The organism is Olsenella sp. An285 (assembly GCF_002159625.1).
GTDB classification, from domain to species: Bacteria; Actinomycetota; Coriobacteriia; order Coriobacteriales; family Atopobiaceae; genus Thermophilibacter; species Thermophilibacter avicola.
The window spans coordinates 1-18633 of record NZ_NFIZ01000003.1 but is presented as its reverse complement, the minus strand read 5'-3'; the positions used below and the strand labels follow the sequence as shown (position 1 = coordinate 18633).

General features: G+C 69.6%; 16 protein-coding genes. 1 reads left to right on the top strand and 15 read right to left on the bottom strand.

Translation table 11 applies throughout. From position 1 onward, the window contains the following. Positions 1-248: 248 nt before the first annotated feature. From B5F79_RS02725 to B5F79_RS02670, 12 genes are all read right to left on the bottom strand, one after another. Complete coding sequence (locus tag B5F79_RS02725) at positions 249-2087, bottom strand: ABC transporter ATP-binding protein (RefSeq protein ID WP_087217377.1); 1839 nt, start codon at positions 2085-2087, stop codon at positions 249-251. Then, positions 2088-3827: an ABC transporter ATP-binding protein gene (locus B5F79_RS02720; protein ID WP_087217376.1), complete on the bottom strand. Its 1740-nt coding sequence runs from the start codon at positions 3825-3827 to the stop codon at positions 2088-2090. Further along, positions 3827-4297 carry a MarR family winged helix-turn-helix transcriptional regulator gene (locus tag B5F79_RS02715; protein ID WP_206390983.1) on the bottom strand — a complete coding sequence of 157 codons (471 nt, stop codon included), beginning with the start codon at positions 4295-4297 and terminating at the stop codon, positions 3827-3829. The genes B5F79_RS02720 and B5F79_RS02715 overlap by 1 nt, the downstream gene beginning before the upstream one ends. 104 nt (positions 4298-4401) lie before the next feature. Next, positions 4402-5592, bottom strand: a complete 1191-nt coding sequence (locus B5F79_RS02710) for a purine-nucleoside phosphorylase (protein WP_087217375.1) — start codon at positions 5590-5592, stop codon at positions 4402-4404. After that, a complete protein-coding gene (locus tag B5F79_RS02705; protein ID WP_087217374.1) occupies positions 5592-6635 on the bottom strand; it encodes a hypothetical protein in 1044 nt (347 codons plus the stop codon). The genes B5F79_RS02710 and B5F79_RS02705 overlap by 1 nt, the downstream gene beginning before the upstream one ends. A 145-nt stretch (positions 6636-6780) precedes the next feature. Further along, positions 6781-7344, bottom strand: a complete 564-nt coding sequence (locus B5F79_RS02700; protein ID WP_087217373.1) for a hypothetical protein — start codon at positions 7342-7344, stop codon at positions 6781-6783. A 9-nt stretch (positions 7345-7353) separates the two neighbouring features. Further along, a complete protein-coding gene (locus B5F79_RS02695; RefSeq protein WP_087217372.1) occupies positions 7354-8136 on the bottom strand; it encodes an NYN domain-containing protein in 783 nt (260 codons plus the stop codon). Positions 8137-8189: 53 nt separating this feature from the next. Continuing rightward, positions 8190-9266 (bottom strand): NAD(P)-dependent oxidoreductase, encoded by a 1077-nt coding sequence (locus B5F79_RS02690; RefSeq protein WP_087217371.1) that lies wholly within the window; start codon positions 9264-9266, stop codon positions 8190-8192. A 23-nt stretch (positions 9267-9289) separates the two neighbouring features. After that, a complete protein-coding gene (locus B5F79_RS02685) occupies positions 9290-10312 on the bottom strand; it encodes a DegV family protein (protein WP_087217370.1) in 1023 nt (340 codons plus the stop codon). A gap of 22 nt (positions 10313-10334) precedes the next feature. Next, positions 10335-10928 carry a ribosome hibernation-promoting factor, HPF/YfiA family gene (gene hpf, locus B5F79_RS02680; protein ID WP_087217369.1) on the bottom strand — a complete coding sequence of 198 codons (594 nt, stop codon included), beginning with the start codon at positions 10926-10928 and terminating at the stop codon, positions 10335-10337. A 155-nt stretch (positions 10929-11083) separates the two neighbouring features. Then, entirely contained in the window at positions 11084-12037 is a 954-nt protein-coding gene (locus B5F79_RS02675) for a substrate-binding periplasmic protein (RefSeq protein WP_087217368.1), read from the bottom strand. A gap of 395 nt (positions 12038-12432) precedes the next feature. Continuing rightward, complete coding sequence (locus tag B5F79_RS02670; RefSeq protein WP_087217367.1) at positions 12433-13164, bottom strand: ComF family protein; 732 nt, start codon at positions 13162-13164, stop codon at positions 12433-12435. A 144-nt stretch (positions 13165-13308) separates the two neighbouring features. Here B5F79_RS02670 and B5F79_RS02665 point away from each other — a divergent pair, with 144 nt between their 5' ends. Then, entirely contained in the window at positions 13309-14496 is a 1188-nt protein-coding gene (locus B5F79_RS02665; protein ID WP_087217366.1) for a hypothetical protein, read from the top strand. A 391-nt stretch (positions 14497-14887) separates the two neighbouring features. On the opposite strand, the gene B5F79_RS02660 is transcribed toward B5F79_RS02665, so the two are convergent. Genes B5F79_RS02660 through metG form a run of 3 tightly spaced genes read right to left on the bottom strand, consistent with a single transcriptional unit; the run spans position 14888 to position 18384 of the window. Then, a complete protein-coding gene (locus B5F79_RS02660; RefSeq protein WP_087217365.1) occupies positions 14888-15895 on the bottom strand; it encodes a TatD family hydrolase in 1008 nt (335 codons plus the stop codon). Positions 15896-15910: 15 nt separating this feature from the next. Next, a complete protein-coding gene (gene rsmA / locus B5F79_RS02655; RefSeq protein ID WP_087217364.1) occupies positions 15911-16768 on the bottom strand; it encodes a 16S rRNA (adenine(1518)-N(6)/adenine(1519)-N(6))-dimethyltransferase RsmA in 858 nt (285 codons plus the stop codon). Positions 16769-16773: 5 nt separating this feature from the next. Further along, complete coding sequence (metG, locus tag B5F79_RS02650) at positions 16774-18384, bottom strand: methionine--tRNA ligase (protein ID WP_087217363.1); 1611 nt, start codon at positions 18382-18384, stop codon at positions 16774-16776. Positions 18385-18633 lie beyond the last annotated feature (249 nt).

Sequence of the window (18633 nt, the reverse complement as noted above, 5' to 3'; positions counted from 1 at the left end):
CTGTATGGTCCCGTGTCCTATCCTGCCGCGAGCGTGCCTCCCGGGCGCGTGCTGCTGCAGAGTATGCGCGCCCCCTGTGAGGGTATGCGCAGTCACCCGTGGGGTATGTACACCCCCCAGACTTGAGCGCTCACGTCTTCGCAGCTAGATGAGCCGGCAGGAAGAGCGCTCCAGCCGAAAAGTGTACATAACCTGACCGGGTACTGCACATACCCTCGCGGGGGGGCGGGCCGAAAGGCGCGCCGCCCCTAGTCCAGCTCCTTGGCGCCGGTCCAGAGCTGCCAGTACTCGCCGCGCTGCGCGAGCAGCTCCTCGTGGGTCCCGCGCTCGACGATGCGCCCGTGCTCGAGCACCATGATGGCGTCCGCGTTGCGCACGGTGGAGAGGCGGTGCGCGATCACGAAGACCGTGCGCCCCGCCATGAGGCCGTCCATGCCGCGCTGGATGAGGGCCTCGGTGCGCGTGTCGATGCTCGAGGTGGCCTCGTCGAGGATGAGCACCGGCGGGTCGGCCACGGCGGCTCGGGCGATGGCGAGCAGCTGCCGCTGGCCCTGGGAGAGGTTGGCGCCGTCGGCGACCACGGGCGTGTCGTAGCCGCGCGGCAGGCGGCTGATGAAGCCGTCCGCGTTGGCCACGCACGCCGCCGCCCGGACCTCCTCGTCCGTGGCGTCGAGCTTGCCAAAGCGAATGTTGTCCGCGATGGTGCCGGCAAAGAGGTGCGTGTCCTGGAGCACGATGCCCAGCGAGCGACGCAGCGACGTCTTCTCGATGTCCCGCACGTCGATGCCGTCGTAGGTGATCGCGCCGGAACGCGTCTCGTAGAAGCGGTTGATGAGGTTGGTGATGGTGGTCTTCCCCGCGCCCGTGGATCCCACGAAGGCGATCTTCTGCCCGGGCTTGGCGTAGAGCGTGAGGTCCTTGAGGACGGTCTGCCCCTCCTCGTAGCCAAAGTCCACGTTGTAGAAGCGCACGTCGCCCTGAAGCGGCACGTGCTCGCCGTCGATGAGCCACGCCCAGCCGGCCGCGCCCGCGGCCACGCGCGCGGCCTCCACGTCGTCGGCGTGCTCGAGGCGCACCACGCCCTCGTCCACCTCGGGCGCAAGCTCCATCACAGAGAAGATGCGCTCGGCGCCGGCAAGGGCCGTGAGCAGGAAGTTGCCCTGCTGGGTGAACTGGTTGATGGGGGCCACCGCCTGGCGCACGAAGACGAGGTAGCTCGCGAGGGAGCCCACGTCCATCGTGCCGCCCAGGGCGAGAAGGGCGCCCGCGATGGTCACGATGGCGTAGTTCACGTATCCCACGCACACGGTGACCGGCACCATGGTGGAGGCGTAGGCCTGGGCGGACGTGCCCGCCTCCTGGAGGCGTCCGTTGAGCTCGCGGAAGCGCTCCAGGTTGGCGGCCTCGTGGTTGAAGACCTTGACGACCTTCTGGCCGGAGATCATCTCCTCCACGTAGCCGTCGAGCCCGCCGAGCTCGGCCTGCTGGCGCGCGAAGTAGCGCCGGCTCCTGCCGCCGGAGAAGCGCACGTAGAGGGCGATTCCCAGGTCGCACGCGATCGTGATGAGCGTGAGGCGCCAGTCGAGCACCAGGAGCAGCGTGAGCGTGCCCACGATCTGCACCGCCGCCTGCACGAGGTTGGCGAAGCTGTTGTTGAGCGCCTCGGAGACGGTGTCCACGTCGTTGGTGAAGTAGCTCATGACGTCGCCGTGGCGCGTGCGGTCGAAGAACGAGAGCGGCAGGCCCTCGATGTGGGAGAAGAGGTCGCGACGGATGTCAAAGACCACCTTCTGGGCGGCACGGACCATCGTCTGGGTGTACCCGGCGGCAGACGCCACGCCCGCCGCGTAGATGGCCCCCGTGAGCACGACGAGGCGCACGAAGAGCTCGTAGTCGCCCTCCCCCACGGCGTTGACCACGGGCTTGATCATGTAGGTGCCCACGAGGTTGGCGAGGCCCGCCACGCACACGAGCGCCGCCACCACGAGCAGGCGCCAGCGCGCGTGGCTCATGTAGGCGAGCAGGCGCCGCAGGGTGACGAGCATGTTCTTGGGCCGCGCGGGCGCGGCGGTCTGGCGCGCGGGCATCTACGCCACCTCCCCGCTGATCCCAGAGCCTATCTGGGACTCGTAGATCTCCTGGTAGATGTTGTCACGCGCGAGGAGCTCCTCGTGGGTGCCGCACGCGTGGACGCGCCCGTCGTCCAGCACCACGATCTGGTCCGCGTCCATGACCGAGGCCACGCGCTGCGCGATCACGATCTTGGTCACGCCCGTGAGGCCTGCCAGGTTCTCGCGGATGGCGGCGTCCGTGGCCATGTCCACCGCACTGGTCGAGTCGTCGAAGATGAGGACGCGCGGGTGCTTGAGCAGGGCGCGCGCGATGCACAGGCGCTGCTTCTGCCCGCCGGACACGCCCGCCCCGCCCTGGCCGAGGTCGCCGTCGAGCCCGCCTATGCGGTCCAGGAACTCGTCCGCGCGGGCGAGGCGGCATGCCTCGAGCATCTGCTCGTCCGTGGCGTCCGCGTCTCCCCAGGCGAGGTTCTCGCGCACGGTTCCCGAGAAGAGCACGTTCTTCTGGAGCACCACGCCCACCGCGTCGCGCAGCGCCGCGAGGTCGTAGTCGCGCACGTCCCGCCCGCCCACGCGCACGGTGCCCGAGGTGGCGTCGTAGAGGCGCGCGACCAGCTGCACGAGCGTGGACTTTCCCGAGCCCGTGCCGCCGAGGACGCCCACCGTGGAGCCCGGGGCAAACGAGAGGCACACGTCGTCGAGGACGTTCTTCTGGGCGTCCGCGGCGTACTTGAAGCTCACGTGGTCGAACTCCACGCGGCCGTCCGGCACCTCGGTGACGGCGCCCTCCGGGGAGACGATCGTGGGCTCCTCCCCCAGGACCTCGCCCACGCGCTCGATGCTCGTGACCGCACGGGCGAGCAGCAGGAAGACGTTGGAGATCATCATGAGCGAGTTCACGATCTGCAGCACGTAGCTCATGAAGCCGGTGAAGGTGCCCACCTGCAGCGTCCCGGCGATGATCATCTGCCCGCCGAACCAGAGGATGGCGACGCAGGTGACGTACATCGTCCCCTGGAAGATGGGCGTGTTGAGGACCGCCGTGCGGAAGGTGCGGGTGGCGGTGGAGGCGAGCCTCCCGTTGACCGTGGCAAAGCGCTCCGCGACGTGTCCCTCGCGGACGTACGCCTTGATCACGCGGATGGCGGCGAGGTCCTCCTGGAGGGCGTCGTTCAGCTGGTCCATGGCCCCCTGGAGCACCCGGTAGAGCGGCCCCACCCTGCGCACCACGAGGAACATGGCCGCGGCGAGCACGGGCATCACCACGAAGAAGACCACCGCGAGCTCGGCCGACATGACCGCCGCAAAGATGAGGCCCATGACCAGGATCACGGGGCCGCGCACGAGCGGGCGCGTGCCGGAGACGAGCGCGTTCTGGATGACGGTGACGTCGGTGGTGAGGCGCGTCACGAGCGAGGACGACTCGAAGTCGTCGATGTTGGCGAACGAGAACTCCTGCACGTGGGCGTACTCGGCCTCGCGAAGGCGGGCGCCGAGCCCCATGGCGGCGCGGGCAGAGAAGCGCGCGTAGAGGAAGCCGAGCGCAAGGGAGACGAACGCGAGGACCACCATGAGGGCGCCGTTGGAGACCACGGCGTCGAGGTTCTGCGCAAGGATCCCGTCGTCCACCACGTTGGCCATGAGCATGGGGATGACGAGCTCGAGCGACGTCTCCACCGCGACGCACAGCGCGGCAATGAGAAAGTCCCTGCGATAGGGCCCCAGGTAGTGCGCGATGAGCCTCACCCCGTCCATCAGGCCTCCCTCCCCTCGGCGGCGCGGCGCAGGTTGGCGCGCGCACGAGAGAGGTAGTCCGCGAACGCGGCCGCCTCCTCGGGAGAGAAGCCCCCGAGCATGACCTCCTGCTCGTCGTCGCACGCAAGCTCCCACCTGGCGGCGGCGTCGCGGCCGCGCTCGGTGAGCTCGAGCGCCTTGGTCCTGCGGTCCCTGCCGGGCGCGGACGTCACGAAGCCGGAGCGCTCGAGGGAGTCGAACATGCGGCTCACCGAAGCCGGGTCGGTCTCGAAGAACCCCGCGACCTCGCGCTGGCTCGAGGGGCCGTGAACGGCCAGGTACACGAGCAGCTTGGCCTGTCCGGGCCCGAGACCCAGCCCGTCGACGCTCGGCTTGAGATAGGCGCGCTGGGCGTGAAAGGCCCGCATGAGGCGCATGTGGAAATCCTCGAGCGAGCGCCCGAGAGCCGCCCCGTTCTTCTCGTCTCCCATGAAACTCCTTGACATGACAACTGTTGATACTGCAAGGATACGGTAAACCCTTGACATGTCAAGGGTTTACGCACGGCGAGAAGAACGCAGCGGGACGAGAGGTTTTACAGCAGGTGCAGCACGCCCCTCACGAGGGCCTCGAAGTCCTGCGCGTGGCCCTCGGCCGCCTCGAGCACGCTCTCGTGGGAGACCGCGGGCGCGCCGGACTCGTTGGCCGCGAGGGTGAGGCCGAGCACGCTCATGCCCAGGGCCTTTGCCATGATGACCTCGCAGACGGTGGACATGCCCACGTAGGAGACGCCGAGCGCGCGCAGGGCGGCAACCTCGGCAGGGGTCTCGAAGCACGGGCCGAGCACGCCGGCGTAGACGCCCTCCTCCACGGCGATGCCGAGGTCGTCCGCCACGCCGCGCGCGAGCGTGCGCAGGTACGGGGAGTACGCCTCGTTCATGTCCACGAAGGGGCTCTCGACGTCGCGCAGGCCGTCCCACTCCGCGAGCGGGTTCCTGCCGGTGAGGTTGATCTGGTCCGTGAGGATGCCCAGGCCGGTGTGCGCCATGCCCGGGACGGCGCCCGTGGCGCAGGCGAAGACGATGTCGTGGCAGCCCAGATGGTGAGCGTGGCGCACGAGCGCGGTGACCTCGGCCGCGGAGTAGCCCTGGTAGAGGTGGATGCGCCCGGGATACACCACCACCGGGACGTCGTCGATCGTGCCCACGGTGGCCTCGAAGCGGTGCCCCGCCACGGGGCGCGCGGACAGGGGGAAGCCGTCGATGTCGTGGTAGTCGATGCGGCGGACGGGGCGCACGAGGCTCCCCAGGTGCCCCAGGCCCGACCCCAGCACGATGGCCACGGGATGCTCGACGCTCGGCTTGCACTCCCTCACGGTGTCCTCGGTAACCACGCAGACCCCCTCCTTCTTCAGACGGGCGGCGAAGACGCCGTCGCCCGGAACAAGCCTTCCAGAGTAGGTTCCATCGTAGACGAGTCCGACGCCGCAGGAGGGGCTCTTTGCCTTGAGCACGGCCAAAGAGACCGGCGAGCGTCTCGTGGCGTCGAGGCTGCGCTCGGCGCCGAGGGAGAACTCCTCGGTCACGTCACGCCCGTCCGAGAGCAGGACGCGCCCGCCCCGCTGCTCGGCTGGAGGGCGCGGCACGGGCAGGCCGCTCGCGGTCTCCGGGCACACGCGCAGGACGTCCACCTTGCCCGCGAGGTCCCGGACCTCAGAGACGGGCTTGGAGCCCCCGTCGTAGCGGACGGGGGCTCCAAGCAGGCAGGCGCTGATCGCGACGCGCATTACGAGGCCACCAGGGACCCGAGCTGGATCGTGGCGTTGGAGAGCAGGCTGCGCGTGTAGGCCACCCACTCGTTGGAGAGCTCGGTGTAGGCGTCGGAGTAGGCGCCGTAGGCAACCTGGTAGGCCGCCTGGGCCACGTCGTAGGTCGCCGCATCGGCGGTGAACTCGTAGCTCGACAGCGTGGCGTAGTACTCGCCGTCCGTGCGCGCCCAGGTGCCCGCCTCGGCGTCCCACTCGTCGCCCAGAAGGTCGATGACGTAGCTCGCGTACTCGGCCGTGGCGACGTCCTCCTGGCCGTCCTCCGGGGAGTCCGGGGCGGTGGGCTGCTCGGGCAGGGTCACGTCCACCACCGCGTCGCGCAGCTTGGTGATCGTGGCCATGGTGGCGATGTAGTCCCTGTCGTAGCCGTAGGTCGAGGAGATGGAGTCGTAGTCCGCGGTGCCAAAGGTCTGCTCGGCGAGCTCGTCGGTCTCCTCGTCGGTGGCGGTGAGGCCGCGGTCCTCGGCGTCGGCGAGGATGATCTGGTTCTGCGCGTAGGTCACGACGTCGCTCGCGGCCGGAACGGTGTAGGTGCCGTCGTCGTTGGCCGTGTCCTCGGTGCCGCCCATCTCGTCGATGACCTCGCGGGCCGTGACCTTCACGGTCTCGCCCTTGTAGGTGTAGGCGGCGATGGCGCTGTCGAGCTCGCTCGCGGCGAGCTCGGTTTTGCCGGAGAGCGCGATGGCGCCGGCGTCCCCGGGCAGGAAGCGCCCGACGAGCAGGCCCACGGCAAGCGCCACGACCACGAGGGCGACCCAGCCCAGCGTGGGGATGCCGCGCTTCTGGGCAAAGACGTCCCCTGCCGGGGCGTCGGAGCCCGCCGCGGTCTCGGCGGGGGCGTCCTTCTCGGCCTCCGCGTCCTTCTCGGCATCAGGCTCCACGGGAGTCTCCGCGTCCTTCTCGGCCTCGGGCTCCACGTCCTTCTGGGCCTCGTCGCTCTTCTCGTCCGTCAGCTCGGCGTCGTCCTGCTTCGCCTCGTCGCTCTTCTTGGCGTCCCCTGCCATCGGCTCTCCTCTCGCAACGGGCGCGCTGCCCGAGCGACGCGCCCCGTCAATCCACGTGATTGTAGGCCCTCGGGCCCGTCCCCTCCCCGCGCTCGGAAAACTCCCGAGCAGCCGCACGAGGCTGGGAGCTTCCTGAAAGCCCGGCCTAGCCGATGGCCTGGAGGATCTCCGCCGAGAAGGACTTCATGTAGCCAGATCCGCTCTCCGCGTCAAAGCGCACGCGCGCGGCGAGCGCCTCCTTGGTCGCCGCGGAGGCACCGCCCTGGGCGAGCCCCAGGAGGGCGGCGAGCATGTCGCGGTACTCGGCGTCGCCGTGGTAGCACTGGATCGCCTCGTCGAGCAGCGGCCACACCTCGTCGGAACGCTCCTCCGAGCTGGAGCCGAGCTTGCACAGGAAGACGAAGGCCGCGAGCCTCACGGTTGCCGATCCGTCGTCGAAGAGCGAGGCCTCGGCGCCCTCGAAGGCGTCCGCGACGAGGTTGGGGTTGTATCCCGCGATGCTCGAGAGCGCGTCCAGGACCTCCCAGCGGGTCTGGGCCTCCGGGCGGAAGAGCGCGTCGATGAGGGCCGCGGCGTGCGGGGCCACCGCCTCGGGGCTGCTCTTGGCCGCGAGGGCGATCTTGTGGGCCACTTCCTGGCGGCGACGCCTGCTGGAGCCGGAGAGCTCCTCCACGAGGCCCGCGACCTGAGAGCTGTCGGTGTCTGCCATGTTACCTCCCTACTCGCAGAACCCGTCGACGACGGCCGTGCCGCTCTTGGGGTCCTGATGAATCTCTATGAATCCGAGCTTCGACGCCTCGCGCAGAAGCGCCGTGAACGAACGATAGCCGTAGCTCGACTCCGAGAACTGCGGCCGCTTGCGCTTCATGGTGTCCTTGAGGCGCGAGGCCAGGATGAAGCTGTCGCTCTCGCGCTGCAGCGCGTCGATCGTCTCAAAGAGCAGCTGGTAGCAGCTCTGCTTCTCGCGCGGGACCTTGCCGGAGAAGTCCGGGATGCCGGCCCCGCGGGTGATGTCCTCGTAGAAGATGAACTCGTCGCAGACCTCGGCCAGAAGGCTGCTCGTGGCTTCCTTCATGCCCACGCCGATGACCGTCTTGCCAAACTCCTTGAGCTTGGAGACGAGCGGCGAGAAGTCCGAGTCTCCGGAGAGGATGGCAAAGGTGTCGATGTGGTCCTTCGTGAGGCAGATCTCCATGGCGTCCACCGCAAGGCGGATGTCCGCCGAGTTCTTGCCGGTGTAAGCGCGGTCGGGGATCTCTATGAGCTCGATGCCGAGCTCGTGGAGAGGAGTGACGGCATCAGAGAAGCGCTGCCAGTCGCAGTAGGCGCGCTTTGCGGTGATGCGCCCCTTGTCCACGAGGCGCTCGAGGATGAGCTTGACGTCGGGGAGCGGCCCCGGCTCCTGGTGGCCGCGGCGGTTCCTGCGGCCGGTGCCCAGGGCCAGGTTCTCGAAGTCTATGAGCACCGCGATGGAGCTCTGCGGAATGTCGGTACCGTTCAAAACTGGTGTGTCTCCTTATGTGAATTGGGGACAGTCCCCAATTTACAGAAATGCTAGTGGTGGCAGTGGCACTCGTGGTCGCCGTGCTCGTGGCCGTGGCCGCCGCAGCACTCGTGGTCCCCGCCGTGGTCGTGGCCGCAGCCGCAGCCGTCGCCCTCGTCCTCCTGCTCCAGGAGCGACCAGTCGAGCCCGGCGGCGCGACAGGTCTCCTCCTCCTGGTAGAGGAGGGTGAGCGCCTGCGTGCCCATGCGGGACCCGCCGATCTGGCAGAGCATGTCAAAGAGGGTGAAGGCCGTCTCGGCGCCCGGGAGCGTGATGTCGAGCTCCTCGGAGCGCTGCAGGGCGAGGCCGATGTCCTTGCGCAGGTGCTCGGCGAGGAAGCCCGGCTTGAAGTCGCCCTCGAGGGACTTGGGCGCGAGGGTCTTCGAGGCGCCGGAGCCGCCCGTGCCGCTCGCCATGACCTCGAGCACGCGCGCGGCGTCGATGCCGGACTGCTGGGCGAGCGCCAGGGCGTCGGCGTAGCCCATCATGCAGGACGCCAGCGAGACCTGGTTGCAGAGCTTGGCCGTCTGGCCGCCGCCCGGCTGGTCGAAGTAGAAGCGGCGCGCCGAGAAGGACTCGAGCACGGGCAGCACGGGCGCCACCTGCTCCTCCGTGGCACCGATGATGAGCGTGAGGGTGCCGTCGACGGCGCCCTGCTCGCCGCCCGTCACCGGGCAGTCGAAGGCGTGCTTGTCCTCGACCTCGGCGGCGTCGTGGATGTCGCGCGCGAGCTGCGGCGAGCTCGTCGTGAGGTCCACGAGCCAGGCGCCCTTCTTGGCGGCGCGGATGAGGCCGTCCGTGGAGAGGTAGACGTCCTCGACGTCCGTGGGGTAGCCCACCATGGTGAAGACGAGGTCCGCGTCCGCCGCGGCCTGCGCCGGGGAGTCCGCCCAGTGGGCGCCGCGGGCGAGAAGATCCTCGGCCTTCTCCTTGGTGCGGTTGTAGACGGTGAGGTCGTAGCCGGCGTCGAGGATGTGGCCCGCGATGCGGGCGCCCATGATGCCGGTGCCGATGAAGGCGATCTTGCGAATCTGCAAAGTGGTTCCTTTCCGCAGGCAGGGTGATGAAAAGGGACCGTCCCTTTTCATCACCCTCCGTTGTCAGACAGTTGCTACTTCTCGCCCTTGACGCGACGGGCGATGCGGTCGGTAAAGGAGAGGGCCTCGCGGCGGTCCTTGCCCCAGAAGAGCAGGGCGACCATGCCGGGCCCCACGTGCGCGCCGATGACCGGGCCCACCGAGCTGTAGATGATGGGCACGTCCGCGCAGCCGGGCTCCCTGCGGACCTGGTCGGCCAGCCAGCGGGCGTCCTTCTCGGCGTCTGCGGAGACGATGGCCATGGGCAGCTTGCCGTCGCCGCCCTCGGCGCCGAGGTAGTTGGCCTTGAAGTCCGCGAGGATCGCGCGCAGGGCCTTCTTGCGCCCGCGGCACATGCCGCGCAGCGTGAGGGCGCCGTTGGTGTCGTAGGAGAGCTCGGGCTTGATGTCGAGCTTTCCGCCCACGGTGGCGGCCGCCGGCGGGATGCGCCCGCCGCGCGCGAGGGCGTCGAAGGAGTCCAGCGTGAAGTAGCCGTGAATGTAGTAGCGCGCCTCCTCGGCCCATGCCACGAGCTCCTTTGCCGTGAGGCCGTTCGCCGCCTGGTGGACGGCCTCGAGCGCGAGGAGCTCCGCCGCCGCGGAGGGGCAGACGTTGTCCACGACGTAGATTTCGAAGTCCGGGTGGCTCTCGCGCACCATCTCGGCCGCCTGGCGCGCCGCGTCGACGCTCGAGGAGAGGCCGCGCGTGAAGGCCAGGTAGACCGTGGGCGTGCCCTCCTCGGCCGCGCGCTCGAACACCTCGAGGTAGTGGCCCGGGGTCACGGCGGAGGTGGTGGCCGTCTCGCCGGCGCGCATGCGGTCGTAGAACTCCTTGGAGCTCATGGACTGCCAGAGGTCGTCCTCGTGCTCCTCCCCGCTCATGACGTAGGTGAAGTGCACGATCTCCACGCCCAGGGCGTCGGCCACGCGCGGGTCGAAGTCGGCGCAGGAGTCCACGATGATGTTGACGTTTGACTTGGCGTGATAAGCGCGGCCCAGGCGCGCAGCCTCCTGCGACGCCTGGGCACTGGTGCGCGCCCCCTCCTCGGGGGCGCTCATGGTATCTGCTGCAGAGTTCTGACTACTGCTCATTCTCTTCCTCGATCTTGGGCTTGATGATTCCGTAACCTCCATTCTTACGATGATAAATTACGTTGACGAGCCCGGTGGTGGCATTGGTGAACACATAGAAATCGTGTCCGATGAGATCTGTCTGGACGAGGGCCTCCTCCTCCGTCATGGGGAAGAGGTCGATGTACTTCTCGCGCACGAGCTGATCGTCCTCGGACTCGTCCTCTCCCGGCTCGATGAGGGCGGCGAGGTCCTCCTGGGTCACGGTACCGCTCTTGGCCGCGGCGACGCGCTGGCGACGGTCGATGACGCGCGTCTTGTACTTGCGGAGCTGGCGCGTGACCTTGTCCGCCGCCTCGTCGATGGCGGCGTACATGTCGTCGGAGCTGGCCACGACGCGAACCACGTTGTCGCGGACGAAGACCGTGACCTCGCAGCTCTTGCGCTCGGGGTTGGAGGGGTTCTTGTCTACGCGGAGGACGACATCGCAGGTCATGGGATTGATGTCAAACACCTTGAGGGCGTTGCCCACCTTCTCCTCAACCTGGGCACGAAGGGAGTCGGAGACACCCACCTTGCGACCCGAGATCTTGATGTCAACCATACGAGCCTCCTTACGATTGCCTTGGGCGACGCGCGGGGCGCCGCCGCCCTTACGAGACTGATACCCAAATGTTGCCCGGGCAATCTCACCACGACTCCCGCCAAGGGTGCCGAGCGGGCGCTCATTCTCGGCGGGCGTAGGAGACGCGCGAGGGGCTAGGGCTGCGCCACCACGATCTGCGAGGACTCGGAGAGCACGGGGAACTGGCCGATCCAGCGGGACTTGGCGATGGCAGCCACGCCGTTGTCCTGAATCTCCTCGATGGCCTCCTTGACGTTGGCCTGGAGGCTCGAGGAGGACGCCTGGACGCCCACGCCAATGGTGACGGGCGCGTCGATCGTGCCGGCGAACGAGCCGGCCCCCGTGACGCACGCGAGGTAGGCACCCGCGTACGCGTCGCAGACCACGTAGTCCACGGTGCCGTCGGCAAGGGCGTCGAAGGCCTCGTTGAGGTTGGAGAAGGTCTCCTCCGTGACGCTCAGGCCAAGGTCCCTCAGGGCGACCTGGGAGACGGAGCTCCCCTGGACGCCCACGGTTGCTCCCTCGAGCTCGGAGGCGTCGATGGGCACGGAGCTCACCTCGGTGGCGCCGAAGACGCCGAGGGCGGTCTGGGCGTAGTCGCCCAGGGACATGACGTCTGCGGACTCGGTGTCCCCGACGCCCATGACCACGTCGCAATCGTCCGCGAGGGCGGCGCTCGCGTTCTGGACGGAGACGAGCTCCACGCTGGCGATACCGAGCTCGTCGGCAAGCGCGTAGGCGGTGTCCACGTCGATCCCGGAGAGCTCGCCGTCGGAGCCGGTCAGGGCCAGCGGCGCGGTCTCCCCCAGCTTGATGCCAACCGTGAGGGTCCCGGGCGTCTTGAGGTCGTCGTCGTCCACCTTCTGCATCAGGTCGTCGCGGCGCTGGGCGCGGGCCTCGGCGACGGAGGTGCCGCCGATCAGGTCGTCGACCGTGGCGCCCAGCGTCTCGAGGGCACCGCCCACGGCGGAGGAGGCGGCGTCGAGCGCGCCGGTGACCTCGGGCGGCATCCCCGAGCAGCCGGCCAGCAGGACAAGTGAGAGGGCGGCGGCCGCTCCGGCCACGCGCTTGCTGCCTCTGTTCTTCATTTCAGGACCCCCGTCCTTCTCGTCATCGATGCGTCTCACCCAGCTGACCTGGTCTTTGACCCCACACCCGCGCACCGGGGACGTTGCTTTTGGCGCCGCGGCGCCTCCACTCTTGCCCCTCTCGCCCGCGAGGCCGGATGCCTCATAGGTATGACGGGCGGTACGACTTACCTCTAGGACGAGCCATGATCGCCAGGGCGCGCACGCCCGGGCTTACGTGGATCCCTTTGCCCTCGTCTGGCCTGGACTAGGACGGGCGCGTTGCCCGCCCGCAACCACAGACCTGGGTTGAGACGGGTTCGAGTATACCTTGACGTGCGCGTTTGGGCACGCGGGGACCTGCCGCACGGCCCGACGCCGGCAGCGGGCGGCGGCAGCGGGCGGCACCGCGGCGCTCACCACACGCGCGCCAGAACGCACGCGGTGACCGACGCCGCCCCGCGGGAGCGGAGCGCACGGGCGGCCTCGGCGAGCGAGGACCCCGTGGTGGCGACGTCGTCGAGCAGAAGCAGGCTCGCCCCGGAGAGGTCCTCCGTGGCGCGCATGGTCCCGGCGAGGTTCTCCGCCCTCCCCTCGCGCCCGAGGTCACGCTGGTCGCGGGCGGGCCTCCGCACGAGGACGTCCGCGAGCGGCAGGCCGGACGCCGCGCAGAGCCCGCGCGCCACCAGCTCCATGTGGTCGAAGCCGCGCCGGGCGTACGCGGCGGCCGTGGCGGGGACGAAGCACACCCCGTCCACGGAGCGGGCGTCGAAGCGGGGCCGCCCGTCGGCGGCGGTCCAGGCGGACGCCTCCTCGAGCGCCGTGAGCATGGCGGCGGCCATCACGGGGGCAAGGCGCAGCTCGTGCGCGTCCTTGAGACAGGTGACCATGCGCGCCGGCGCGCCGTGGAAGCCAAGGGCGGCAACGGTGGCCCGCACGGGCCAGGTCCCGTCGCACTCCGTGCAGGTGAGAAAGCCAAAGGGCGCGCCGCAGACCGGGCAGGCAAGGCGCTGCTCTATCCAGGGCAGGCTCGCGCGGCACTCGTCGCAGAGGAGCTCCCCCGGCTGGTCGCACCCCACGCAGCGCGTGGGCCAGAGCGTCTCCGCGAGCGACTCCCCCACCGCGCGCAGCATGGCACCAATGGGCATGCGGCCCCCTTCCGATCGTGGATGGGGGCCGCCGGTTGGACGAGTGTAGCACGCGCGGACGCACGTCGCGAGAGACCGGGTTTTCCCGACGGGCCGCCAGGGGTAGTCTTTCACCAGAGCAACCAGCGACGAGCGGGGGCAAGCATGCGGACCATCATCTGCGACCTCACGAGAGACCAGCTCGCCGCGACGGGCGTTCCCTTCGACGAGGTCGTCTGTCGCGAGGAGCTGCTCGCCGCGCGCGACTGCACGGGCTGCTTCGGCTGCTGGGTCCGCACGCCGGGCCGCTGCGTCCTCCCCGACTCGCTGTGCGACCTGCCCTCGCTCGTGGCGCGGACGGACGAGCTGTGGCTCTTCTCGGCAAACGCCTTCGGCGGCCTCTCCCCCCTGGTGAAGCGGGCGCTCGAACGCTCCATCGGCTACCTACACCCTGGCTTTCGCGTGACGGGCGGCGCGCTCCACCACCGCCTTCGCTCGGACCGCGCCCCCTCCCTGCGCGTCTGGCTCTACGGCCCCTCCTCGGAGACGGAGCGCGCCTGCCTCGGGCGCATTGCGGAGGCCAACGCCACAAACCTGGGAGCAACCCTTGGGAGGGTGCGGTTTCCGGGGGACTGGCGCGACGCGGGGGGCGAGAAGGACGGGCCGGTCGTCGACCCACCGGCGCCGCCGGAGAGCCGGGTGAGCGCCCCTCCCCGCCGCGTGGCGCTCGTGAACGCGAGCCCGCGCGGGGACGGCTCCGCCACGGCACACCTCCTCGGGGACCTGGCGGAGGCGCTCGGGGTCTACGCCCGCATGGCCAACATGAACGCCCCCGAGCTCGTGGACGTTCCCTGCCCGCGCGCGGGGGCGGCGGACGCAGAGGAGCTCTCCGGCTGCGATTCCGTGCTCCTGGGCTACCCGCTCTACGTGGACGCCCCGCCCTCGGGCCTCGTGGACCTGCTCGTGCGCTGGCGAGACTCAGTCGAGCCGGGCACGCGCGTCTACGCCCTCGCCAACATGGGCTTCTACGAGCCGGAGCAGATCCTGCCGTCCTTCCTCGTCATCGAGAACTTCTGTGCGGCAGCCGGCGCGCGCTGGATGGGCGGCGTGGCCGTGGGTGGCGGCGGCATGACGCTCGCCACGGAAGGGACGCCCCGCATGGGCATGCTGCGACGGCCCGTCTCCGAGGCGATCGACCGGCTCATCGCCGCCATCCGCTCGGGAACGGGGGCGGGCGTCGACCCGGTGCGCCCGGCGGTGCCGCGTCTTGTTTACCGGCTCGCCGCCGAGGCGCAGTGGCGGAGGATGGCCCGCGAGAGCGGCGCCAACCTGGACGCCGCCCCCTGGCTCTGAGCCTGGCGGCGGGACGGGGCGGCCACGAGGTCGCGGCCCCTATCGGAGCCCGACTTTTGAGGCCTCAAAAGTCGAAGGGACGCCAAGCGGAAGACGGCGCCGAGGGAAGGGTACACGGAAGGGCCAAGGAGTGCGGGCGGGACAGCACCCCTGAAGCGCACTCCCGCACAAAAGACGAGAGACAGACCGCACCTGAGGGCCGCCCAAGCCAAAAATGCCCGCACTTCTCGGCCGCACTCATGAGTGCGGGTTTCCACCTGGAAAGTGGTGAGAAGTGCGGGCTCGCTGTCGGGAAGTGGCGAGAAGTGCGGGCTCGCTGCCGGGCGGTACCGAGAAGTGCGGGCTCGCTGTCGGGCGGTGGCGAGAAGTGCGGGCCGCCGGGGCGAAATCACTACCTCATGTAGAGCGCGCGGGCGTTGTTCCAGAAGGCGTCGTAGGTCTCCTGGCGGGTGCCGCGGCCGCCCTGCTCGCGCACGTCGGCCACGCAGGCGGCGGTGAAGCCCACCATCGCGGGCTCGCACTCCGCGCCGCGCAGGGGCACGGGCGCCATGTAGGGGCTGTCGGTCTCCGTGAGGAGGTAGCGCTCGGCGCAGAAGGTCGCCGCCTCGCGGATGTCGTCGGAGCGGGTGAAGGTCACCGCGCCGCCGAAGGCGATGCGGCAGTCCATGCGCGTGAAGCTCTCGAGCACCCTGATGCCGGAGGTGAAGCAGTGCAGCTCGCACCCGGCCTCGGGCACGCCCTCCTCCCCGAGGATGCGGGCGGCGTCGCGGTGCGCGCCGCAGCGCACGTCGTTGGCGGCGTCGCGGATGTGCAGCTGCACGGGAAGGCCGAGCTCCTTGGCGAGCCGCAGGTGGGTGCGGAAGACCTCCTCCTGGACCGGGTAGGGCACCTTGCTGGAGGGGCCGTAGTCGAGGCCGAACTCGCCCACGCCCACGCAGCGCGGGCTCGCCAGGAGCTCGCGCAGGCGCGCCATCACGTCGTCGTCGAAAACGCCCGCGCCGTAGGGGTGGGCGCCCGCGACGATGCGCACGTTGTCCAGGAGGTCCGGGGCGTCGTAGCCCTCGAAGGCGGGCGGCACGAAGCCCTTCTCGGCGCAGTCCGCGAGGCAGGCGCGGGCAGTCTCGACCTGCTCGTCCAGCCAGGAGAGGAACTCGGGCACGCTGGCCCACCTGCGGGGGATGTCGTCGATGGGGTCGACGGGCACCACGAGCAGGCGCACGCCGGCAAGCGCCGCGCGCACGAGCGCCGCCGCGGGGTCGTGCTCGCGGAAGCTCGTGAGGTGGCCGTGGGTGTCCGCGAGGGGCGCGAGGGGCGCGGGCATCGGGCAGGCCGCGCCCTTGTGGTCGTGGAAGAGCTCGCCGTCTGCGAGCGTGAGGTCGTCAAGCGCGATCTTGGACATGATCTTCTCGTCCTCCTAGCTGTTGGTGTGGGTGAGCGCCTCGTAAAGGCGCGCGAAGTCCTCTGGGGCGAGCGTCTCGGCCCGGCACGTGGGGGAGATCCCGCACGCGGCGAACGCGGCGTCGAGCTCCCCCCTATCGTAGCCCGAGGCGGACATGGAGTTGCGGATGGTCTTGCGGCGCTGGGCAAACGCGGCGTCGATCACCGCGGAGACCGGCTCCACGAGCTCGGCCGCCACCATGGGGGCGCGGTCAAGGCGCACCACCGCCGAGTTCACGTGCGGGGGCGGCATGAAGTTGCCGGGCCCCACCTCAAAGCGCCCGGTCACGCGGGCGAGAAGGGCGAGCTTTGCCGTGTAGGCGCCGTAGGTGCGGCTGCCGGGGCCGGCGCAGATGCGATCTGCCACCTCGGCCTGCACCATCACCACGGCGCGGCGCAGGGCCGGCATGGTCTGGAAGAAGGCCAGGATGATGGTCGCCGCCACGTTGTAGGGCAGGTTCGAGACCAGCGCCGTGGGCTCGCCGCCCGCGGCCTCCGCGATCTTCTCGGCAGGGACGCGCAGGGCGTCGCCCATGAGGTAGGCGAAGGTGGGGTGCGCGGCCGCATGGGCCGAGAGCACGGGCTCGAGCTCGCGGTCCATCTCGACGGAGACCACGCGCCCGGCCTCGGACAGCAGCGCCAGCGTGAGCGTGCCGATGCCCGGCCCCACCTCGAGCACGCGCTCGTCCGGCACAAGCTCCGCGAGGTCCATGATCTTCTCGATCACGCGGTTGTTCACCAGGAAGTTCTGCCCCAGGCTGTGCTTGGTGGCGAGCCCGTACGCCTCGAGCAGCGCGCGCGTGGCGCCCGGGCTCGCCAGCGGAGATCCTCCCACGGCGGCTACTTCTTCTTGGTGTCGAGGCGCGGGAAGAGCGCGTCGCCCTTGGTCACCTCGACGCCGCCGGCAAGGCCGCCCCACGCGCACGCGGCGGCGAGGTCGTCCGTGCCCGCCTCGTCGCCAAGGCTCATGCGGCGAAGGACCTCGGCCGAGGTCTCGGGCATGAACGGGGCGAGCAGGTGCGCGCAGATGCGGATGGACTCGAGCAGGCTCGTGATGATGTCCGCGAGCTCGCCCGCGCGCTCCGGGTCCTTGGCCACGGCCCAGGGCGCGGAGTCCTCGATGTAGTGGTTGGCGGCGTGGACGAGCTCCATCACCACGTCCTTGGCGCCCGCGTAGTCGAAGGCGGCCATGCGGTCGAAGTAGCGCTCGTAGATGCCCTCGGCCACGCCCCTGAGCACGCCGTCCTTCTCGGCCCAGCCGTCCGCGAGCTCGGGCGTCCTGCCGTCGAAGTACTTGGCGCTCATGTTGAGGGCGCGGGAGACCAGGTTGCCCCAGCTGTTGGCGAGGTCGGCGTTGTAGACCTGCTCCATGCGCTCGAAGGAGATGGCGGAGTCCTCGCCGTGGATGACGTCGGTCATGAAGTAGTAGCGGTAGCCCTCCACGCCCAGAAGGTCGATCACGTCCTGCGGGGCGATGGCGTTGCCGCGGGACTTGGACATCTTCTCGGCCTTGCCGGTCTCGGCGTTGCGCACCGTGAGGAAGCCGTGCACGAAGACGTGCTCGGGCAGGGCCTCGCCGATGGCCATGAGCATGGCGGGCCAGAGGATGCAGTGGAAGCGAATGATGTCCTTGCCAATGAGGTGGGTCTGCGCGGGCCAGCGGCGCGCGAACTCGGCGGCGGAGGCCGGGTCGTCCAGGCTGTAGCCCACGGCGGTCATGTAGTTGAGCAGGGCGTCGAACCACACGTAGGTCACGTGCGCGTCGTCAAAGGGCACCTTGATGCCCCAGTCGAAGGTGGTGCGAGAGACCGAGGTGTCCTGAAGGCCGCCCTCGACGAAGCTGCGCACCTCGTTCATGCGGAAGTCCGGCTGCACGAAGTCGGGGTGCTCGTCGTAGAGCGCGAGGAGCCGGTCCTGGAACGCGGAGAGCTTGAAGAAGTAGGACTCCTCCTGGACGCGCTCGAGGGGACGGCCGCAGTCCGGGCAGAGGTGCTCGCCCTTGGTGCCGCGCTCCTCGTCAGCCTTCTCCACCTGGGTCTCGGTGAAGTAGGTCTCCTCCGGCACGCAGTACCAGCCGTCGTAGGAGCCCTTGTAGAGGTAGCCGGACTCGAGCATGCGGTCCCAGAGGTACTGGACCGCGTGGTACTGGCGCGGCTCGGTCGTGCGGATGAAGTCGTCGTTGGAGACCTCGATCTTCTGCCAGAGGTCCTTGAAGAGCGGGGCCTGGGAGTCGCACCACTCCTGCGGCGTCATGCCGTGCTGGGCGGCGGCCTCGGCGACCTTCTCGCCGTGCTCGTCCATGCCGGTCAGGAACTTGACGTCGTAGCCCGCCGCGCGACGGAAGCGCGCCTGGACGTCCGCGAGCATGGTGCAGTACGCGGTTCCCAGGTGCGGGGCGGCGTTGACGTAGTAGATGGGGGTGGTGACGTAGTAGGAAGGCTTCTCTGCCATGTGACGACTCCTCATGACGGACGTTGGCATGCGGAGTCGATTGTACTCTTTCGCGAGCGGCAGCGAAGCGGCGGCGAGCGGCAGCGAAGCGGCGGCGAGCGGCTTTGCGCGAGGCTCGGGCGGGTCGGGGTTGGCGACGCGCCCGCCGGGACGTGCGCACTTCTCGGCGTTGTGCGCACTTGTTCGCGTTGTGTACACTCGCCGGCGTTGTGCGCACTTCTCGGCAGCGCGTCTACCTGCGCATCTGCC

Excerpts from the sequence above, each read along its gene's own strand:
- B5F79_RS02685 (WP_087217370.1), bottom strand. The coding sequence starts at position 10,312 with ATGAGCGCCCCCGAGGAGGGGGCGCGCACCAGTGCCCAGGCGTCGCAG.
- B5F79_RS02710 (WP_087217375.1), bottom strand. The coding sequence starts at position 5,592 with ATGCGCGTCGCGATCAGCGCCTGCCTGCTTGGAGCCCCCGTCCGCTAC.
- B5F79_RS02665 (WP_087217366.1), top strand. The coding sequence starts at position 13,309 with ATGCGGACCATCATCTGCGACCTCACGAGAGACCAGCTCGCCGCGACG.
- B5F79_RS02725 (WP_087217377.1), bottom strand. The coding sequence starts at position 2,087 with ATGCCCGCGCGCCAGACCGCCGCGCCCGCGCGGCCCAAGAACATGCTC.
- B5F79_RS02670 (WP_087217367.1), bottom strand. The coding sequence starts at position 13,164 with ATGCCCATTGGTGCCATGCTGCGCGCGGTGGGGGAGTCGCTCGCGGAG.
- B5F79_RS02720 (WP_087217376.1), bottom strand. The coding sequence starts at position 3,827 with ATGGACGGGGTGAGGCTCATCGCGCACTACCTGGGGCCCTATCGCAGG.
- metG (WP_087217363.1), bottom strand. The coding sequence starts at position 18,384 with ATGGCAGAGAAGCCTTCCTACTACGTCACCACCCCCATCTACTACGTC.
- B5F79_RS02705 (WP_087217374.1), bottom strand. The coding sequence starts at position 6,635 with ATGGCAGGGGACGCCAAGAAGAGCGACGAGGCGAAGCAGGACGACGCC.
- B5F79_RS02715 (WP_206390983.1), bottom strand. The coding sequence starts at position 4,297 with ATGGGAGACGAGAAGAACGGGGCGGCTCTCGGGCGCTCGCTCGAGGAT.
- B5F79_RS02700 (WP_087217373.1), bottom strand. The coding sequence starts at position 7,344 with ATGGCAGACACCGACAGCTCTCAGGTCGCGGGCCTCGTGGAGGAGCTC.
- B5F79_RS02690 (WP_087217371.1), bottom strand. The coding sequence starts at position 9,266 with ATGAAAAGGGACGGTCCCTTTTCATCACCCTGCCTGCGGAAAGGAACC.
- hpf (WP_087217369.1), bottom strand. The coding sequence starts at position 10,928 with ATGGTTGACATCAAGATCTCGGGTCGCAAGGTGGGTGTCTCCGACTCC.
- B5F79_RS02675 (WP_087217368.1), bottom strand. The coding sequence starts at position 12,037 with ATGAAGAACAGAGGCAGCAAGCGCGTGGCCGGAGCGGCCGCCGCCCTC.
- B5F79_RS02660 (WP_087217365.1), bottom strand. The coding sequence starts at position 15,895 with ATGTCCAAGATCGCGCTTGACGACCTCACGCTCGCAGACGGCGAGCTC.